The 17,876-nt window shown below is 66.7% G+C and carries 17 protein-coding genes; 3 read left to right on the top strand and 14 right to left on the bottom strand.

Annotated features, from left to right (window positions below; all coding sequences use genetic code 11):
• Nucleotides 1–3: 3 nt before the first annotated feature.
• A complete protein-coding gene (locus tag AC1DO7_RS17485) occupies nucleotides 4–1,740 on the top strand; it encodes a dipeptide ABC transporter ATP-binding protein (protein ID WP_477116375.1) in 1,737 nt (578 codons plus the stop codon).
• Nucleotides 1,741–2,033: 293 nt separating this feature from the next.
• Here AC1DO7_RS17485 and AC1DO7_RS17480 read toward each other — a convergent pair whose 3' ends face one another.
• The 13 genes from AC1DO7_RS17480 to AC1DO7_RS17420 form a co-directional block, all read right to left on the bottom strand.
• Nucleotides 2,034–3,332: an LLM class flavin-dependent oxidoreductase gene (locus AC1DO7_RS17480; protein WP_441611896.1), complete on the bottom strand. Its 1,299-nt coding sequence runs from the start codon at nucleotides 3,330–3,332 to the stop codon at nucleotides 2,034–2,036.
• A 48-nt stretch (nucleotides 3,333–3,380) separates the two neighbouring features.
• Entirely contained in the window at nucleotides 3,381–4,355 is a 975-nt protein-coding gene (locus tag AC1DO7_RS17475; RefSeq protein WP_441611895.1) for a Bug family tripartite tricarboxylate transporter substrate binding protein, read from the bottom strand.
• A 194-nt stretch (nucleotides 4,356–4,549) separates the two neighbouring features.
• Entirely contained in the window at nucleotides 4,550–5,782 is a 1,233-nt protein-coding gene (gene dapC / locus AC1DO7_RS17470) for a succinyldiaminopimelate transaminase (protein ID WP_441611894.1), read from the bottom strand.
• A 125-nt stretch (nucleotides 5,783–5,907) separates the two neighbouring features.
• Nucleotides 5,908–7,218, bottom strand: coding sequence for an LLM class flavin-dependent oxidoreductase (locus AC1DO7_RS17465; protein WP_441611893.1), 1,311 nt, complete (start codon nucleotides 7,216–7,218; stop codon nucleotides 5,908–5,910).
• Nucleotides 7,219–7,260: 42 nt separating this feature from the next.
• Nucleotides 7,261–7,968 (bottom strand): ABC transporter ATP-binding protein, encoded by a 708-nt coding sequence (locus AC1DO7_RS17460; protein ID WP_441649664.1) that lies wholly within the window; start codon nucleotides 7,966–7,968, stop codon nucleotides 7,261–7,263.
• On the bottom strand, nucleotides 7,965–8,837 hold the full coding sequence (locus tag AC1DO7_RS17455; protein WP_441611891.1) for an ABC transporter permease: 873 nt from the start codon (nucleotides 8,835–8,837) through the stop codon (nucleotides 7,965–7,967). The genes AC1DO7_RS17460 and AC1DO7_RS17455 overlap by 4 nt, the downstream gene beginning before the upstream one ends.
• 9 nt (nucleotides 8,838–8,846) lie before the next feature.
• Nucleotides 8,847–9,890, bottom strand: a complete 1,044-nt coding sequence (locus AC1DO7_RS17450) for an ABC transporter substrate-binding protein (protein ID WP_441611890.1) — start codon at nucleotides 9,888–9,890, stop codon at nucleotides 8,847–8,849.
• Between the two features lie 216 nt (nucleotides 9,891–10,106).
• The gene (locus AC1DO7_RS17445) at nucleotides 10,107–10,568 is read right to left on the bottom strand and encodes a RidA family protein (RefSeq protein ID WP_441611889.1); all 462 of its coding nucleotides are present in this window, start codon (nucleotides 10,566–10,568) and stop codon (nucleotides 10,107–10,109) included.
• A gap of 104 nt (nucleotides 10,569–10,672) precedes the next feature.
• A complete protein-coding gene (locus tag AC1DO7_RS17440; protein ID WP_477116370.1) occupies nucleotides 10,673–11,911 on the bottom strand; it encodes an acyl-CoA dehydrogenase family protein in 1,239 nt (412 codons plus the stop codon).
• Nucleotides 11,904–13,286, bottom strand: coding sequence for an NtaA/DmoA family FMN-dependent monooxygenase (locus AC1DO7_RS17435; RefSeq protein ID WP_441611887.1), 1,383 nt, complete (start codon nucleotides 13,284–13,286; stop codon nucleotides 11,904–11,906). The genes AC1DO7_RS17440 and AC1DO7_RS17435 overlap by 8 nt, the downstream gene beginning before the upstream one ends.
• A gap of 132 nt (nucleotides 13,287–13,418) precedes the next feature.
• Nucleotides 13,419–14,360 (bottom strand): NrtA/SsuA/CpmA family ABC transporter substrate-binding protein, encoded by a 942-nt coding sequence (locus tag AC1DO7_RS17430; protein WP_477116374.1) that lies wholly within the window; start codon nucleotides 14,358–14,360, stop codon nucleotides 13,419–13,421.
• Entirely contained in the window at nucleotides 14,255–14,917 is a 663-nt protein-coding gene (locus tag AC1DO7_RS17425) for an ABC transporter ATP-binding protein (protein ID WP_477116369.1), read from the bottom strand. The genes AC1DO7_RS17430 and AC1DO7_RS17425 overlap by 106 nt, the downstream gene beginning before the upstream one ends.
• Nucleotides 14,917–15,780, bottom strand: coding sequence for an ABC transporter permease subunit (locus AC1DO7_RS17420; protein ID WP_441611883.1), 864 nt, complete (start codon nucleotides 15,778–15,780; stop codon nucleotides 14,917–14,919). The genes AC1DO7_RS17425 and AC1DO7_RS17420 overlap by 1 nt, the downstream gene beginning before the upstream one ends.
• Before the next feature lie 138 nt (nucleotides 15,781–15,918).
• Here AC1DO7_RS17420 and AC1DO7_RS17415 point away from each other — a divergent pair, with 138 nt between their 5' ends.
• On the top strand, nucleotides 15,919–16,116 hold the full coding sequence (locus AC1DO7_RS17415) for a hypothetical protein (protein ID WP_441611882.1): 198 nt from the start codon (nucleotides 15,919–15,921) through the stop codon (nucleotides 16,114–16,116).
• 51 nt (nucleotides 16,117–16,167) lie between these two features.
• Here the strand turns inward: AC1DO7_RS17415 and AC1DO7_RS17410 are convergent, their stop codons facing one another.
• Nucleotides 16,168–17,004, bottom strand: coding sequence for a transporter substrate-binding domain-containing protein (locus AC1DO7_RS17410; RefSeq protein WP_441611881.1), 837 nt, complete (start codon nucleotides 17,002–17,004; stop codon nucleotides 16,168–16,170).
• 349 nt (nucleotides 17,005–17,353) lie between these two features.
• Here AC1DO7_RS17410 and AC1DO7_RS17405 point away from each other — a divergent pair.
• Nucleotides 17,354–17,876, top strand: a 523-nt coding sequence (locus tag AC1DO7_RS17405; RefSeq protein ID WP_477116368.1) for a nitroreductase family protein, incomplete at its 3' end; no start/stop codon positions are given.

Below are 17,876 nucleotides of genomic sequence, written 5' to 3'. Positions count from 1 at the left end.
CGCATGGTGACCCCCCTGTCCTCCACCCAACCCGGGCCGCCCCTGCTGCGCGTTCGCGATCTCTCGGTGGAATTCGACACCCATCGCGGCACCGTACGCGTGCTTGACGGCGTGTCCTTCGACATCGCGCCCGGAGAAATCCTCGGCGTGGTCGGCGAGTCCGGCGCCGGCAAGTCGATGACCGGCAATGCCGTTGCCGGCCTGATCGAAGCACCCGGCCGGCTGGCGGCAGGCCAGGTCGAACTGCATGGCGAGCGCATCGACACGCTGCGCGGCGAGGATATGCGCCGGCTGCGCGGCAAGCACATAGCGATGGTGTTCCAGGATCCGCTGACCAGCCTGAATCCGGTCTACACGATCGGCCGCCACCTCACCGAGACCATCCGCACCCATCTGCCGCTGAATGCGGCGCAGGCGCGCCAGCGCGCGCTGGCGCTGCTGGCCGACGTGGAAATACCGGACCCCGCCGCCCGCTTCAACCAGTATCCGCACCGGCTGTCCGGCGGCATGCGGCAGCGGGTGGCGATTGCCCTGGCGCTGAGTGGCGAGCCCGAACTGCTGATCGCCGACGAGCCCACCACGGCGCTGGACGTGGTGGTGCAAGACCAGGTGATCGGCATGCTCCGGCGCGTATGCCGCGAGCGCAATACGGCGGCCATGCTGATCACCCACGACATGGGTGTGATTGCGGAGGCTGCGGACCGGGTAATGGTGATGTACCGGGGCCGCGTGCTCGAAACCGGTCCGGTGCGGGAGATCCTTGYCCGCCCGCAGGCGCCCTATACGCAGGCGCTGATGGCGGCGATTCCCTCGGTGCACCAGCGGCTGAAGCGGCTCCCGGTGCAGGCAGCGGGCGTGGCCGACGTGCCGGCACCGGTCCCCTCCGACATGCCGCCAATCGCCAGTCCGGCGGCCGCGCCGCTGCTATCGGTCCAGGGGCTGTCGCGATCCTACGACCTTTCCCCCGGGTGGCTGCTGCGCACCCTGGCACGCGAGCCGCGCCGCGTTCTGCATGCGGTGCGCGAGATCGGCTTCGAGATCCCGCGTGGCTCGACCTTCGGCCTGGTGGGCGAATCCGGCTCGGGCAAATCGACGGTCGCGCGAATGATTGCCGGCCTCGTGCAACCCGATGCCGGCACCATCGTGCTGGACGGCATCGAACGTGGCACGGATCGCGAAAAGGAGATCGCGCTGACGGGTCGTTTCCAGATGATTTTCCAGGACCCGTATGCCAGCCTGAACCCGCGCTGGCGCATCGACCGGATCATTGCCGAGCCGCTGGAGGTAAAGAGCCTTACCCAGGATGCCGACGAGCGCGACGAGCGCGTGGCACAGGCCCTGCGGCTGGTACGGATGTCGCCCGACGATGGACGTCGCTATCCGCACCAGTTCTCCGGCGGGCAGCGGCAACGGATTGCCATCGCCCGGGCGCTGGTCAGCCGGCCGGGCTTTCTGATTTGCGATGAGCCGACCTCCTCGCTCGATGTATCGGTGCRAGCCCAGGTGTTGAACCTGATGCGCGATCTGCAGGATGAGTTCGGGCTGACCTATCTGCTGATCAGCCACAACCTGGCCGTGATTCGCCAGATGTGCGATCAGGTCGGYGTGATGCGGCAAGGGCGGCTGGTCGAGTGTGGCGCGGCCGACGAAGTGCTCTCCGCACCCGCCCACCCCTATACGCGACAGCTGATGGCGGCTGTGCCCGACATCGGCCGGGCCGGGCAGGTCGTCAATGCCTGAGCGCGCATGCTAGCACAGGCGCCGGGCGCCCCCCTCGAGCCCGTGCCCGCCATGCGTGCGGCGCAGGCGCGGCTGCCCTCGCCGGCCCGCCGCATAAGCTTCGGCGAAAAGAATCGTTCCATTCCCGCACCAAACGCCTACCGTTTCAAGTTCGCCCGACTCCTCGCACCGCCGTGCGCCGAAGCCATGCACGCCAATGCAGACACGATATCCGACTGGTTGCTGTCCGGGCCAAAGAAGCGTGGCATGCAACGCCGACCCTCCCTGAAGGGCGAGGTTTGCAGCGCATCCGGTCAATAGGGCAGCGGCAAGCCGAGGTTCTCCCGCAGGGTTCCACCTTGATATTCGGTACGGGCCCGCCCTTGCGCCTGCAGCAGCGGAATTACCTCATTGGCAAAGTCGTCCAGGCCGCCAGGAAAATACGCGGGCATGATGTTGAACCCATCGGCGGCGCCTTCGTCCACCCAAGTGGTGATATGTTCCGCGATCTGCGCCGCGGTGCCCACGACGACCTGGTGGCCTCGGGCACTGGCAACCACGTGATAGAGCTGCCGTAGCGTCAGGTTACGGTCGCGCGCAAGCTTCTTCAGCAGCTGACTGCGGCTCTGGATGGATTCGGTGGATGGCAGCTCGGGCAAAGGTCCATCGAGCGGGTAGCCTGAAATATCGTGGCCCAGTTGCTCCGATAGCAAGGCGGTCGCGTTGGATTGATCGGTGCCATTCTGCAATACCGCAAGCTTCTCATAAGCATCTTGCTCGGTACGTCCGACAATGGGCATCAACCCGGGCATCACCAGGCAGTGCGCCGGATCGCGCCCCTGTTTCGCCACCTGCTCCTTTATCTCCCGATAGAACTGCCGGGCCGCCGCCAGGTCCTGTTGCGCCGTGAAGACAACCTCTGCATGGCGAGCGGCGAGTGCCTGGCCTGGCCCGGAAGATCCCGCCTGGATCAGCACCGGATGTCCCTGCGGGCTCGGCGTCACGTTTAGCGGACCTGCTACCTCGAAGAACCTGCCGCGGTGATTCAGCGCGTGCATCTTGCCCGTGTCGACATAGACGCCGGCCTGCTTGTCGCGCACATAAGGATCAGGCTCCCACGAGCGCCACAATCCCTTTACCACCTCGACGAACTCGTCGGCGATCGCATACCGCTCGGCATGGTCGGGATGCCGTTCCCTGCTGAAGTTCACCGAGCCATCGGCGAAGGTCGTCACGATATTCCATGCGGCCCGCCCCTTGGATATCTTGTCCACTGTGGCAAACATGCGCGCGAGGTTGAATGGCTCGCTATAGGTCGTGGATGCCGTTGCCGCCAGCCCGATGTGACGCGTCACCATCGCCAATGCGGCAAGCAGTGTCAGCGGCTCCGGCCGCGTGATCATCGACGGGTGCGACTCGGGCGTGGTCAGCAAGCGGTCGCCAAAGAACACCATGTCGAACCGGGCTCGCTCTGCTGCCTGGGCGGTCCGGATAATCAGATCGATGTTCTCCGTACCTGACTCGGCGTCGGGATGACGCCAGCCGGCGGCGTGATGACCGGCGGCCAGGAGAAACAGGCCTAGTTTGATCGGCTTTGGCGAAGTGATGGGCATGTCAGAGACTTCAAATTGGTGTGGCACTGGCGCCAAAGGCGCCTGGAGCTAGAGCTGGGTACCGCTGCTTTGTATGATGCGATGCGACAGGTCATGGACCGAGCGTATCGCTGCCTTGGTCTGCTCCGGTGTGAGCGARCGGGCCTCCACCTCGACACGGGCGAGCGCCTGGATAGTCGCGGGCTCCCGCAGGATTTCGGTGAGCAATCCCCGCAACGCCGCGAGTACGCTCGCAGGCGTGTCCTTCGGTGCGGAGACGAAGAACGACCCTCCCAACGCATTCTCCCAGCCGGTGATTCCGGCCTGCGCAATCGACGGCACCCCTGGCAGTTCGGGCGAGGTCTCGCTACCGAAGAAGGCAAGCGCACGCAGCTTTCCTGCCTTGATGGATGCCGTACTGAGGGGATCGAACACTACGTCCACATGGCCGGCGATCACATCCGCCACGGCGGGCGCGCTGCCTTTGTACGGCACATGGCGCATGTCGATGCCTGCGAGCGATTTGAGCAACTCGCCGGCGATATGCCCAGGGGTACCATTGCCCGAGGTGGCGTAGGTCAGCTTGCCAGGATTGGCCTTGGCATAAGCGATGAGTTCCTTCAGGCTCCGGGCAGGCACGCCTGGATTGACTGCCACCGTCGCGCGTGAGTTGCCGATGTATGCCACCGGAACGAAATCCGCAAACGGGTCGAAGGTCGTCTTGACCAGTTGCGGCGCAATCGCGAGATTGCCGATCGACGTGTTGAGCAACGTGTAGCCGTCGGCTGGCGCATGGGCAACATAGCCCGCACCCAGGGTGCCGCCGGCGCCCGGCTTGTACTCGACCAGCACGCTCTGCCCGGTCTTCTCCGCGAGCCGTTTGCTGATGATGCGCGCCACATTATCGTTGGTACCGCCGGGTGCATAGGGCACGATATAGCTGATCGGCTTTGACGGATACGCCGGGCCAGCCTGTGCATGGGAGGATGTGGCGGCGACCGCCAGGATGATGGTTGTCGCGAGGCGAACGGCAATGTTGGACATGGCAAAGGCCTGCAGATAAGCGAGGGCCAAGTCTCACACGAGCGCACAGCCCGGCAAAAGGAAGCATTCCGCAGTAGATAAGTTGGAGTCGTTCCTTGACGCGGGAGCGGCGCAGAGGTACGCAGGCGCTTGGCCTGGTCCGATCAAGCCACGCTGCCGAAGCGCGGCTGGCGCAGGGTTGATGCCGGAGCAGACTAGGCCGCCACGGTCGCCGGCTGCAGCGCGCGGACAAAGCGGATCAGCCGTTCCACGCCCTGCGCGCATTCCTCCGGGCTGGCCACCAACGCAATGCGGATGTGGCCCGCGCCAGGGTTATGGCCGCGCACCGTGCGCGCCAGGTAGGTGCCTGGGACCACGGCAAGGTTCTGTTCGGCCAGCAATTCGCGCGTGAACGCCACGTCATCCAGCCCGCTGGCACGGATGTCCAGCCAGACAAAGAAGCCCGCCTGCGGCGTGTGCAGGCTCGCCACCTGCTGCAGGCGCGGGATGGCGAAGGCAAATTTCTCGCGGTACAGGCGCCGGTTCTCCACCACATGCGCCTCGTCCTGCCAAGCCGCGATGCTGGCGCCCTGCACGGCCGGACTCAGTACCCCGCCGGAATAGCTGCGGTACTGGCGCAGCCGCGCCAGCACCTCCGCGTCGCCGGCGACAAACCCGGAGCGCAGGCCGGGCGCGTTGGAACGCTTGGAAAGGCTGGCCACGGCCAGGATGCGCTGGCGGTCGCGGCCCAGCGCGCGTGCGGCGGCCAGCACGCCCAGCGGCGGCGCATCCTCGTCGAAGTAGAGCTCCGAGTAGCACTCGTCCGCCACGATATGGAAGCCGTGGCGCTCGGCCAGTTCCAGGACATGCGCCCAATCGGACAGCGAGTACACGCGCCCCGACGGGTTGTCGGGCGAGCACAGGTAGGCCAGCCGCACGCGCGGCCAGATGTCGGGCGGCACCGCGTCGAAGGCTGCGGCCAGCCCGCGCGCGGGGTCGATGTCCAGGTAATACGGCTCCGCCCCGGCCAGCAGCGCGGCACCTTCATAGACCTGGTAGCCGGGGTTGCTGACCAGCACCACTGGCGTACCCTGTAGTGGAAGATTGGCCCGCAGCACCACCTGCGCCACGCTGAACAACGCATCCTTGGAGCCATTGACCGGCACGATCTCGCGTGCCGCGTCCAGGTCGGTCACGCCGTGTCGGCGTGCGATCCACGCGGCAATGGCTTCGCGCAGCGCATCGCTGCCGGCCACTTTTGGATACTGGCCAATGCCCGCGGCGTGCTCGCCAAGCGCCTCCACGATAAAGCGCGGCGTGGGATGTTGCGGCTCGCCCCAGCTGAAACTGATGGGCTCCAGCTTGGTGCGCAACGGCGTCTGCGCCGCCAGCGCCACAAGTTTCTCGGTGGGATAGGGCTGCAGGCGCTCGTGCAGGGGGTGGCTCATGGTTGTTCTCCGGTGAGGACTCTCGGTGCGTTAGCGGCTAACGGCTGACGGCTAGCGGCTTGGCGGCCTGGCGGCTTCCGGCGCCTTCCGCCCCCCCGCTGCCAGGACACGGCGCGCCGGCGTACTCACGGGCGATCCAGCCCGTAGTGCGCCCGCAGCGTATGGGTCTCGTAGTCACGGCGGAACAGGCCCTTGCGCTGCAGCAGCGGCACCACGTGCTCGACGAAATCGTCGAGGTGTGCGGGCAGCACCGGCGGCATCACGTTGAAGCCGTCGGCGGCGCCACTGACAAACCAATCCTCGATAGTGTCGGCGATGCGCTCGGGAGAGCCTGCCAGGGCGAAGTGCCCGCGCGCGCCGGCAAGCTTGTGCAGCAGTTCGCGCAGCGTCGGGCGCTCGCGGGAGACCAGGCCGGTGATCACCACGGCCCGGCTCTGTGCCGCCTGCACCGTGGCGGGATCGGGAAAATCATCGGGCGACAGCGGCGTGTCGAGATCCAGGTGCGAGAAGTCGAACCCGCCGAAACGGTTGGACAACCTGGCACGGCCGACCTCGGGATCGGTCAGCGCATTGAGCTCGCGCCAGTTGCGCTGCGCCTCTTCATCGCTCGAACCGATCACCGGACTGATGCCGGGCAGGACCACGATCTGGTCGGCGCGCCTGCCGCTCTTCTCGGCCCCGGCTTTCAGCTCGTCGTAGAAGGCCACGGCGGTTTCCTTGTCCAGATGCGCGGTGAAGACCGCCTCCGCATAGCGTGCCGCAAACGCCTTCCCCGCGGGGGACGAGCCTGCCTGGACGAGCACGGGGCGACCTTGCGGCCCCCGGGGGATATTGAGCGGGCCGGCCACCTTGTAGAACGCGCCGGCATGCCCGATCGGCCTGATACGGCCGGGGTCGGCAAAGCGCCCCGTTTGCGCATCATCGACAATGGCATCGTCGGCCCAGCTGTCCCATAGCTTGGTGGCCGCCTCCAGGAAGTCGTGGGCACGCGCGTAACGCTCCGCATGCGGCGGCTGCTGGTCCAGCCCGAAGTTCTGGTTGGCGCCCTGGACCCACGACGTTACGATATTCCAGCCCACGCGGCCGTTCGTGATGTGGTCGAGCGAAGCGAACTGGCGAGCCAGGTTGAAAGGCTCTGAGTAAGTGGTGGAGGCAGTGGCGATAAAGCCGATCCGGCTGGTGGCCCGTGCCAGCGCCGCTACCGCGGTGATCGGCTCCAGCCCGGCGCCGGCGACGTGCCGGATGCCCTCCCCCAGTGCCAGCGCATCGGCAAGGAACACGGAGTCGAAGCAGCCTGCCTCCGCCGTGCGGGCGAGCGCCTCGTAGTAGCCGATATCGGTCAGCGGCAGGCGCGTGGCGCGCGCATGGCGCCAGCCCGCCTCGTGGTGGCCGCGGCCGTGGACGAACAGATTCAGGTGGAGTTGCTTCTTCGCCATGGGGTCAAGGGGTCGATGGATCGGGGAGGTGGAACGAGGCGCCTACACGCAGGTGTCCATGCCGAGGGCGGAAAGCAACTGGTCGCGTAGCTGATCAAAGCCCGCTCCGCTCCTTCTGCGCGGGTGGGACAGCCCGACTGGCCGGTCGAGCACAATGCGCCCCGCATCCATGACCATGACGCGGTCGGCCAGCACCAACGCCTCCTCCACGTCATGCGTGACCAGCAAGACCGCTGGCCGGTGCTTGCGGACCACATCGTGCAGCAGGCCCTGCATCCTGAGACGGGTCAGCGCATCGAGGGCGCCAAAGGGCTCGTCGGCCAGCAGAAGGGCCGGCCGGCGCACCAGGGATCGCGCCAGCGCAACCCGTTGCTGCTCGCCACCGGAGAGCGCATTGGGCCAGGCCTGCTCGCGGCCGGCCAGCCCGACCATGGCAAGCGCCGCCTTCGCGCTGGCCTCCGCATCTGCCTGGTGCAGGCCAAGCTTCACGTTGCCGAGCACGCTCTCCCACGGCAACAGACGCGAATCCTGGAACAGCACCGATCGGCTCTGCGGCACGGAGAGCTCCCCACTGCGGCCCGCGTCGGCATCGAGTTCCGCCAAGGCCCTGAGCAAGGTGCTCTTGCCGGAACCGCTCTTGCCTATCAGCGCGACGAACTCGCCGGGGGCGATGCTAAAGGAGAGGTTGTCCAGCACCGTGCGCTGGCCGAAGCGCCGGCTGAGGGCGCGCGCTTCGATGGCGACGCTCATGACCCGATCACCTTCCGATAGGACAGCGCCTTGCGCTCGCAGGCACGCACCAGGGCATCCGAGCCCAGCCCCAGCAGGGCGTAGATGCACAGGCCGACGACGATGACATCGGTCTGGCCGTAGTCACGGGCGCGGTTCATCAGATAGCCGATGCCCTCCGTGGTATTGATCTGCTCCAGCACCACCAGCGCCGTCCAGCAAGTTGTCACCGCGAGCCGCAGACCGGTGAAGAAGCCGGGCAGCGCCCCGGGTAGCGCCACCCGGCGGACGAACTCGGCCCGCGACAGCCCCAGGCTCTGTGCCAGTTCGACGTAGCGCATGTCGATGCTGCGCAGCCCGGCATGGGTATTGATATAGACCGGCACCAGCACGCTGGTGGCGATCAGGACGATCTTCATCGACTCGCCGTTGCCCAGCCACAGGATCGCCAGCGGAATCAACGCAAGCGTGGGAATCGCACGCTTGATCTGCACCAGGCTGTCGATCGACGCCTCTCCCCAACGGCTCAGGCCAGCCGCAAGCGCGAGCGTGACCCCAATCAGCACGCCCCAGAACAAACCGATGTAGGCGCGCTGGGCCGAGGCCCACAGATGCGGGCCGAGGGTCCCGTCGAGCGCCAGGTCCAGGCCGGTGACGACGGCGCTCGACGGCGCAGCCAGCAGCTTGGGCGGAAGATATCCGAGCCGCGAGGCCAGCTCCCAGGCAAGCAGCACGACCGCCGGCCCGAACAGCAAGCCCCAGGCACCGAGCTTGCGCGGCAGCAAGGCCGGCCGGGGTCCGGCGCCGCGCGCGGAAGGCCGCTGGCCCGAAGCCGCGGCGCGTAGCCAGGCGCCAGCGCCCTTGCCTGCAGTGGAAGCCTGCTGGTTCATGCCGTCCTCCTAGTTGGCTGCCGGCGGCAGCGAATCGACGGCAGCCTTGATCACGGGATCGAAACCAAGGTCGAACTCCTCGCGGGCGTCCAGGCGCTTCGGTATGTCGCCGGCATCGTGTATCAGGTCAACCAGTTGCTGCTGTGACGGGATCAGCGCCGACAGCAGCGGATAGTAGACTTTCCCCTCCGACCTGACGATGGCGAATCCGTCCTCCGGCTTCAGGCCCTGGTTCTTCACGTAGTAGGCCTGCACCCATTGCTGCGGATGCTTGACGGCCCAGTCGCTGGCCCGGATCCAGCCCTTCACGAACTGGCGGATCGCGGCGGCCTTGGCCGGGTCCTTGAGCGCCTTCGGGCTGGCATACAGGTAGGCCGTGCCGGTGGGCAGCGCGGCATGCTCGGCCGCGGGTATCGTGCTGGCCTTCTGGTCCGCGTAGTCGCGCAGGTAGCGGCTGAAGTGCGGCTCATTCAGGGCCGCCACATCGACCTGCCCGCTGTGGATCGCGGTGGGGAACTCGCCCGCGCGCAGCGGCACCAGCCTGACATCGCGCCGGGACAGGCCCGCCAGCTTCAGCGCGGCCAGCACGAAAGGCTGGCGGCCGGTTCCTTCGGCATAGGCGATCTTCTTGCCTTTCAGTTCCTTGAGCGTGTTGATCGTCAACCCTGGCCGCACGGCGAACTGGTAGTCCGGCGCCGAATTCTTCCTGGCTGCGACAACCGGCAGCGTCTCGCCTGCGGCATGGGCCTGAATCGGCGGCGTATTGCCAACCACTGCCAGGTCGAGGGCGCCTGCGCGGAAGGCCTCCAGGATCGCGGGGCCACCGAGGAAGTTGGCATAGGTGATGCTGGCGCCCACCCTAGCCTGCTCGCCGGCGCTGCGCAGCAGCGTCTGGAGGGCTTCGTTCTGGTCCGCTACAACCAGCTTCGTTCCCGCCGGGACCGCCGGATCCGCGCCGCCCGGCTGGGCCAATGCGTGCGCGCCGAAGGTGCCGCCCAGGGCGAGGGAAAACAGTATGCAGACGGCGCGCAAGCGAGATTTCTTGATAGACATGGAGGATACGAGCAGCACCGGCAAGGCGCCCCGTGAGACAGAGCAGTCCTGGATATTGCAACCGCGTGGAAGCGCGGGCAACGAAGCTTTTCGATCTTGCTTGCTACCATCTTCGCGGCAGGGTGGCCGGGCTGCGGCTCCGCCGCCCGGCGGGAATCCCCGTTGCAAACGGCTTGGTCTGCGGCCTGCGCCAGGCCTTCACCGGCAAGCCTGCCGTCAGGGCCTCACGCCCACCACTGCCCGCAGGATCACGGGGTTGTTGCCGCGCAGCGAACTGGCGCCGAGCACGGACCTCGCGTGGATGCCGACATCGCCGAGCACTTCGACGAGGGTATCGGAGGCACCATCGAGCACCAGGGCATGCTCTTCGAAATCCTCGGTGGCATTGACGAATCCCTGCAGTTCGAGCACCTGCGCAACCTTGTCCAACGATCCGAGTTCGTCCTTGAGGACGAGCAAGAGTTCGATCGCGGCGAGATGTGCGAAGTGCTTTCCCTCTTCGACGGAGAATTCCCGCCCGAGCTTCCCGCGCGGCGCCTTGCTGTCTACAGGCGCGGCGGATTTGCCGGAAAGAAACAGCAGGTTGCCCCATGCCGTGGCGTTCTGGTAGTGCGCCGCGGGCTTGCTGGCGGTTCGGGGTCCGGCGACGAATCTTGCAAGGCGTTCATCTGCGCTCATGGTGGTTTCCTCTGCTTGTACGGGTGGCGGCCCCCCGGGGCCGGACATCTGCGTTGAAACGCAACCGGTATCCATGCCTGCTCTCGCATGTCCACCGGGACCATCTAGAAGAACGCGCCGGTTGGCAGCAACGTGCCGTTCAGGTAATGGTCGCCCAGCACCCGCTCCTTGTAGAGGCGCGGGTTGTGCGAGGCAATGACCTTGATGTTGCGCCAGTGCCGGTCGAGCGCTGCCTGGGTGGAAACCCCGCTGCCGCTGGACACGTCGATCAGCAGGCTGGCCAGATTGGCGGCCACCTCGTCGGTGACCACCTTGGCCTCGGAAGCCGCCACCGTGGCGGCCAGCGACAAGCGATGCGCGTCCGGGCCATGGGACTCCCGCCAGGCAAGGTCCAGCGCTTGCACGGCGCGGTCGGTGACGGCGTGCAGGGCGCTGCGGTAGGCCGCGATGCGGCCGATCGTCGCCTGGATTTCCGGTTCGTCACCCGGCCGCTGCGCCAGCGCGTGATAGTAGTTGCGGTGCCGCGCGCGCACCAGGGCAACGGCATCCGCCAGTATCCTGCTGACGATGCCGGTGATGGCGGTGGTCAGGTACACCTGGTGGAAGGTGAAGCCATACAGCACGGGCCGGCCGTCATTCGCGCGGGCAGGCAGATCGTGCAGGTCCGCCTCGTTCACGTACACGTTGTCGAACACCGTGGTGCCCGAGCCTGTGAGCCGTTGCCCGAATCCGTCCCAGTCGTCGTCGAGCTTCACGCCGGACGCAGAAGATGCGATGAAAAACTGCTTGGTGCGCCCGGTGGCCGGCTCGATTGCCGTGGAGAACAGGTAGTCGGCGTACAGGTTGCCGGTCGAGTAGATTTTCCTGCCCGATATGCGCCACCCGGGCTCGCCGGGCACCGGCACGAGCCGGGTGGCCGGCACCTGGCCGAGGGAGCCGGCCGGCTCGCCGGTCAGTTCGTTGAAAGCGACGCCGAAGGTCTTGCCCTGTCCCGCCAATTCCAGAACATGCCGCGAGAAGGCGCCGTCCCTGGTCTTCAGGTGCTGCTCGACCGCGAAGAAGTGATTGCGGAACACGTGGGCGATGTTGGAGTCCGCCGTGGCGAGATCGCGTGCCAGCAGGAACAACTCCGGCAGCGTGATGCCCTGCCCGCGCTCGGCACGCGGCAACCRCACGGCGCCGAAGCCGCGTGCCTTGAGGGCGGCCGTTTCGGCGAAGGGGAGCCGGTGCGCCACGTCGCGCTCGGYAGCACCCGCCGCCAGCTCCCGGAACAGGTCTTCGTAGCCGAGCCGCCGTGTCACGTCGCTCCACGCGATCAGGTCGACCGATGCAACCTCAGACATGATCGGTCACTCCTTCGCGGCTGGCGGCCTGCGCGGCGACGCCCGGATCGCGCGGGTCCGCATACGCCGGCAGTCCCAGGTGGTCACGCAGTGTCGTTCCCGTGTACTCGGTGCGGAAGCGCCCCGCCTTCTGCAACACGGGGATCAGGTGGTCCACCACATCTTCGAGACCGCCCGTCTGTACGTCGATGTTCAGGTTGAAACCGTCCGCGGCGCGGCTGTCGACCCAGTGCAGGATGTCGGCGGCAACCTGCTCCGGCGTGCCTGCGATGATCCGGTGTCCGCCGGTGATATTGCTGACCAGCGTCTGGCGCACGGTCCAGTCGTTCGCGCGCGCCTCGCTGAGGATTTCCCGCCGATGCCATCGCGAGGCCACGGGCACCCGGCTTTCCGCCTGCTCGATCTTGTCAAAGGGCAGCTTTTCGTCCAGCGGCAGATCGTCCGGATCGAGCGCCAGGTGGTGCGCCAGTTCCTCGCGCAAGAATGCGAGATCGAGTTGCTCGTCCAGTTCCCGCTTGCGCCTGTGCGCCTCGGCCTCGGTGCCGCCCAGGATGGGGAACAGGCCGGGCATCACCAGCAGGTGGTCCGGATTGCGCCCGTAGCTGCGCGCCAGGGACTTCACGTCGGCGTAGAACGTCCGCCCCTTTTCGATGCGGCGCTGCCCGGTGAAGAGCGCATCGGCGAAGCGCGCGCCGAAGGCCTTGCTGTCATCTGACTGCCCTGCCTGGAAGATGACGGGGCGGCCCTGCGGGGTGGCCGGGGTGGACAGCGTGCCCTCGCTGCGGAAATGCTCGCCCCGGTAGCGGATCGGCCTCAGTCGTGCCGGATCCACGTAGACATGGCTGCGCGCATCGGCCACCACGGCGTGCTGCGGCAAGGAGTCCCACAACTGGACCACGATCTCCGCGAATTCGGTTGCGCGCTGGTAGCGCGCCTCCTGCTCGAAGCCCTTGTCGAGCCCGTAGGCGGCCAGCGCCACCGGCACCTGGCTGGTGATGATGTTCCAGGCGGAGCGCCCTTTGCTGATGTGGTCGAGCGTGGCAATCTGGCGCGCCACGATATACGGATGGCCGAAGAGACTGGATGCCGTCACCACCAGGCCGATGTGCCGGGTGGCCTGGCTCAGCGCGGCATGCAGCGCCAGCGGATCGAGCGCGCGCCACGGCCGGTGAAAGGCCTCCGGCACCAGCCCGCCCGGCCCGTCCGCGAGAAACAGCGCGTCGATCTTGCCGCGCTCGGCGATCCGGGCAATCTCGACGAAGCTGTCGATATCGGTGGACAGGCGGGCCGGATCTGGCAGCGTCTTCCAGGCGGCGTCATGGCGGCCGGAGGCGAGCACGTTGACGCCCAGGCGAACGGGAGGTGCGGATGACATGAAAAGGTCCTTGCGGTGGGACGGAGGCTGCGTATCGCGGCATATTGCTGCGATACCCCAGCCATGGCGCGGCAGTATCGGAATGGCGTGACAGCGCCCGGGCGCCGGAAGCGCCCGGACAGGAAACCCGGCTCACACTCTCACGGAGTACTCGGCCACGTTGACCCGCTTCGGCAGGATGCGGCGCTCGGCCAGCCAGTCCGCGGCCCGCTGGAACTGGCCGAGGAAGGCCTTGTCGTCGGCCTCGTAGAACTTGTTCTGGCGGCGATAACCGATCAGGTGGTCACGCACGGCATTACTGTATTTGCCTGCCTTCTGGGCGAAGGCCTCGGCCTCGGCAGCATGCTGGTCCGACCACGTTCCCTCGATGCGATAGGCGTCGATGACGGCGCGCACCAGGGCGGAGTTCTCCACCGCGAAGCGCCGCTGCGTGACCAGCGAGGAATAGTCGATCAGGAAGTCCAGGTCGGTGCCTTCGAAAAAGATGTCCTTGGCGTCGTACTGGCTGCGCGCGATGTCCACGCCGGGCGTCCACATGGACCAGGCATCGACCTTGCCCTGCCCGAAGGCGGGTGCCGCGTCCGGCGGATTCAGGTAGACGAACTCCACCTTCGCGCGGTCGACGCCATGCTTTTCCAGCGCCGCCACCAGCAGGAACTCTCCCAGGCCGGAGCGGTTCACCGCCACCTTCCTGCCGGCCAGGTCCTTGACCGAGTTGATGCCCGAGGTCTTCTTGACGATGATCGCGGTGCTGCGCGGGCTATAGACATTGAACTGCGCGAACACCAGCGGCGAGCCGGCGATGATCGCCGCCAGCGCTGGCGTCGTGCTGCCCCAGAAGCCGAAGTCGGCACTGCCGCCCACCACCGCCTGCAGCGACGGCGCGTGATTGGGGAAGGGGCCGACCCATTCCACCTTGATGCCCTTGGCCGCCAGGTTCTTCTCGAATTCGCCGCGTTCGCGCGCGATCAGCGGCAAGCCGCCGGGCCCCCAACCCACCCGCACCTTGTCGGTATTGCGGGTACCCTCGGCCAGGACGCCTTGCGGCAGCCCCAGGCCGGCGCCGAGCGCCAGGCCGGCCTGGACACGCCAGGCTGGTGACGTGCCACGAGCTCCTTCACCAGCACATGCATCTTGATGCGAGTCAGCGCATCGAGCGCGGCGAACGGCTCGTCCAGCAACAGCAAGCGGGGCTCGCGCACCAGCGCGCGAGCCAATGCCACACGCTGCGCCTGCCCGCCGGAGAGTCGTCTGGGCAGGTCGTTTTCACGCCCGCCGAGGCCAACCTCGCGCAGAGCCGCCTCGGCGAGCGGCCTGCCCTTGTCGTCCGGGATGCCCAGCGCGACATTGCGCCATAGCGGGAACCACGGCATCAGCCGATGCTCCTGGAAGACCACGGCAGGCTGCGCGGGGCCGTCCACGTGGCCGGCGTCGATGGGGTCCAGACCAGCCAGCGCGCGCAGCAGCGTGGTCTTGCCGCAGCCGCTTTCACCGAGCAGCGCGACGAATTCGCCGGCGTCGATCTGCAGGTCGAGATCGTCCACCACCACATGTTCGCCATACTGACGGCGCAATCCACGGACGACGACCGCCGCTTCGCCGCGCTGGCGGGTTGCTGTTTGCGCGGACATCAGCGTGAACCCTTTGCGTCGTAGTTGGGATGCCAGGACAGCAAGCGGCGTTCCAGCAGGCGCGCCAGGCTATCCGCGAGCACGCCGATGGCGGCGTAAATCAGGAGGGTGAGTACGATGACATTGGTCTGCAGGAACTCGCGGGCATCCATGGCGAGGAAGCCGATGCCTTTCGTCGTGGCGATCGTCTCGGCGATGACCAGCGCCAGCCACGACACGGCGAGCGCATAGCGCACGCCGGTCAGGATGGACGGCATGGCACCCGGCAGCACGATCTTCGAGATCTGCTCGCCCAGGCTCAGGCCCGTCACTTTGCCAACCTCCAGCAGCTTCGGGTCCACCTGCCGGATGCCCAGCACCGTGTTGATATAGATCGGGAATAGCACGGCCAGCGAGACGAGGAAGATCTTGCCGCTCTCCTCCACGCCGAACCAGACGATGACCAACGGAAGCAGGGCAAGGAACGGGATCGCCCGCACCATCTGCACCGAGCGGTCCAGGACGGCCTCCGCCAGGCGGGAGAAGCCCACCAGGATGCCCAGGCCAAAGCCAATCGCGCCACCGATGGCAAAGCCGGTCGCCGCCCGTGCCAGGCTGTATGCGAGGTGAACGAACAGCGATCCGTCACGGATCATTTCCCATGCCGTCCGTGCGACGCTGCTGGGCGCCGGCAGCACCTGCGGTTCGATATAGCCCGCGCGGGACAGGAATTCCCATACGACCAGGACCAGTACGGGCGTGGCCCACGAGATCGCCAGGAACCCGGCATTGCCGAGCCTGCGCTCGCGGCCGCGGGCTTTCTCCTTCGCGGCTGGCGGCGCGGCAGTCCGCACGTCGAATGGCTTTGAGGCGCTGGATGTCATGGAAACTGGCTCGTCCCGCGACGAGTAGAATTTGAAACCGGGGCAACGCGGCAAGGCAGGACTGCCTCGGCCGGTGAGTGAGCGTCAAAGCTTACTGTCTGGCCAGTTACGCGGGAAATAACAAGTCTGGATATGCATATGTCTTTCGGCGCATCCAGCGAAGTGGAGGAGACATCCCGGCCGCGCCTGCGCGTTCATGCATTTGCGGCAGAGCGGCTTTTCAGGATGCCCGCGATTGGCTTTGAAATCGCGGATGGCAACGGTCTTTGCTGTTCGACAGAACAGGAGGCACCACAGGACGCGGAACCGGGCTATCGGCTTTCGGCTTTCGGCTAACCATTGTCCGGCCCGTCCCCTGTAGCGATTCCCTGCCATGCGTGCGTCGCCTCAGGCGGGCGTCTTGCGAAACTTCTCGTGCAGTTGGCGCAGCAGCGGCGTGGGCGTCATGCCGTTCTTCTTCTCTACGCCGATCAGCCAGCCGGTGCGATGCCAGTCCTGCACGATGCGGTCGATCACGGCCTGGGTATCGGTCTCACCCTTGCGCACCCAGATCACCGATGGGGACGGGATCAGGTCGCGCGGCGAAACGATCTCGTAGTCCTTCCAGTCGGCGTTGTTCTCCACCAGGTCGCGCAGCGTCGGGCTCACATGCACCGCCGCCACGCAATTGCCGCCCCTGAGCGCCAGCAGCGACTCGGGCTGGCCGCGGAAGGCCCTGATCTGCGCGCCGTACTGCTCGGCCAGCGGCTTGGTGAAGTTGCTGCCCTGCGAAACGCATACCGGCTTGCCTTTGGCGTCTTCCCACCTGGCGATGCCGCTACCCTTCCTGGCGATAGCGGCGCCACCGACCTCCTCGAATGGCGTGGGCACGAAGGACAGGATCTCGCTGCGCTCCTGCGTCCATTGCATATTGGCGATCAGGATATCGACCTTGCCCTGCTGCAGGAACTGCACGCGGTTCGAGGGCTGCACCTGGATGGTTTCCAGCGTGACGCCAAGGCCCCTGGCCACACCCTCGGACAACTCCACGTTATAGCCCACGTGCTTTTGCGTGGCCGGGTCGATGGTGCCGAAGGGCGGGCCGGAGAGGACCACGCCCGCCACGAGCTTGCCGCGCTGCCTGATCTTGTCGAGCGTGGCATCCGCATGCGCGACGCCCGCGGACAGGCAAAGCAAGGCGGCGACGATTCGGGCAAAGGACGAGAAGCGGAAGACGGAATTCATGCGGACCACGCGCCGAAGCAAGTGAAAGGGAGGCGGGCATCTTGCTGGATCACGCTGACGACCACAAGAAAGGGTTTCGGATATGGATATGCGCGACCCCGGGCCGGGCGCCGGGGCAATGAGGCGAGCTCAGGAATCAGCGTTGGCGTGAGAGCCCGAGCCCGGCGCATGCCATCCGCCGGTCCTGGTGCACACAGCTATCCGAGTAAGAACCTGCGCAAATACTCGTAGGAAAGCCGTAGAAAGTCATGCTGGAATCAGCCCTGGAGCGCTCTCCGATTCCAGCCACGGCTCACCACCCGCCGGCATCTTGAGCCAATACTGTCCGCATCCATCACCAGGAACCCTCATGTCGCAGCCCCGCAGCACCGAGCACGATATCCATCCGCTTTTCCTGCAGCGCTGGTCGCCGCGCGCCTTCACCGGCGAGGCGATCGAACCCGCCACGCTGCTGCGCTTCTTCGAGGCGGCGCGTTGGGCGCCGTCCGGCTACAACGCCCAGCCGTGGCGCTTCGTCTACGGGCGGCGCGATACACCGGCCTGGCAGCCGATTTTCGACGCGCTTTCGGAGTACAACCAAGGCTGGGCACGGAGCGCGTCGGCGCTGGTGGCCATTCTGTCGCGCAAGGTGTGGATCCCGCCGGGCAAGACCGAGCCGCAGGACATCGCCACGCATTCCTTCGACGCCGGCGCGGCCTGGGCCAGCCTGGCCTTCCAGGTAACGCTGTCGGGCTGGCACGCACATGGCATCGGCGGCTTCGACAAGGCGCGGTTGCGCGAGGCACTGGCGGTGCCGCACGACTATGCCATCGAGGCTGTGATCGCCATCGGCAAGCAGGGCGACAAGTCGCAGCTGCCTGAAGCATTGCAGG

The organism is Cupriavidus sp. 05N40 (genome assembly GCF_056397305.1).
Note: the sequence above shows the minus strand (reverse complement) of the source record. Positions and strands in the feature narration are given on the sequence as shown.

Coding starts and splice junctions, on each gene's coding strand:
- AC1DO7_RS17460 (WP_441649664.1), bottom strand. CDS start 7,968: ATGAGCGTCGCCATCGAAGCGCGCGCCCTCAGCCGGCGCTTCGGCCAG.
- AC1DO7_RS17445 (WP_441611889.1), bottom strand. CDS start 10,568: ATGAGCGCAGATGAACGCCTTGCAAGATTCGTCGCCGGACCCCGAACC.
- AC1DO7_RS17450 (WP_441611890.1), bottom strand. CDS start 9,890: ATGTCTATCAAGAAATCTCGCTTGCGCGCCGTCTGCATACTGTTTTCC.
- AC1DO7_RS17410 (WP_441611881.1), bottom strand. CDS start 17,004: ATGAATTCCGTCTTCCGCTTCTCGTCCTTTGCCCGAATCGTCGCCGCC.
- AC1DO7_RS17455 (WP_441611891.1), bottom strand. CDS start 8,837: ATGAACCAGCAGGCTTCCACTGCAGGCAAGGGCGCTGGCGCCTGGCTA.
- dapC (WP_441611894.1), bottom strand. CDS start 5,782: ATGAGCCACCCCCTGCACGAGCGCCTGCAGCCCTATCCCACCGAGAAA.
- AC1DO7_RS17435 (WP_441611887.1), bottom strand. CDS start 13,286: ATGTCATCCGCACCTCCCGTTCGCCTGGGCGTCAACGTGCTCGCCTCC.
- AC1DO7_RS17465 (WP_441611893.1), bottom strand. CDS start 7,218: ATGGCGAAGAAGCAACTCCACCTGAATCTGTTCGTCCACGGCCGCGGC.
- AC1DO7_RS17425 (WP_477116369.1), bottom strand. CDS start 14,917: ATGTCCGCGCAAACAGCAACCCGCCAGCGCGGCGAAGCGGCGGTCGTC.
- AC1DO7_RS17415 (WP_441611882.1), top strand. CDS start 15,919: ATGTCTTTCGGCGCATCCAGCGAAGTGGAGGAGACATCCCGGCCGCGC.
- AC1DO7_RS17420 (WP_441611883.1), bottom strand. CDS start 15,780: ATGACATCCAGCGCCTCAAAGCCATTCGACGTGCGGACTGCCGCGCCG.
- AC1DO7_RS17480 (WP_441611896.1), bottom strand. CDS start 3,332: ATGCCCATCACTTCGCCAAAGCCGATCAAACTAGGCCTGTTTCTCCTG.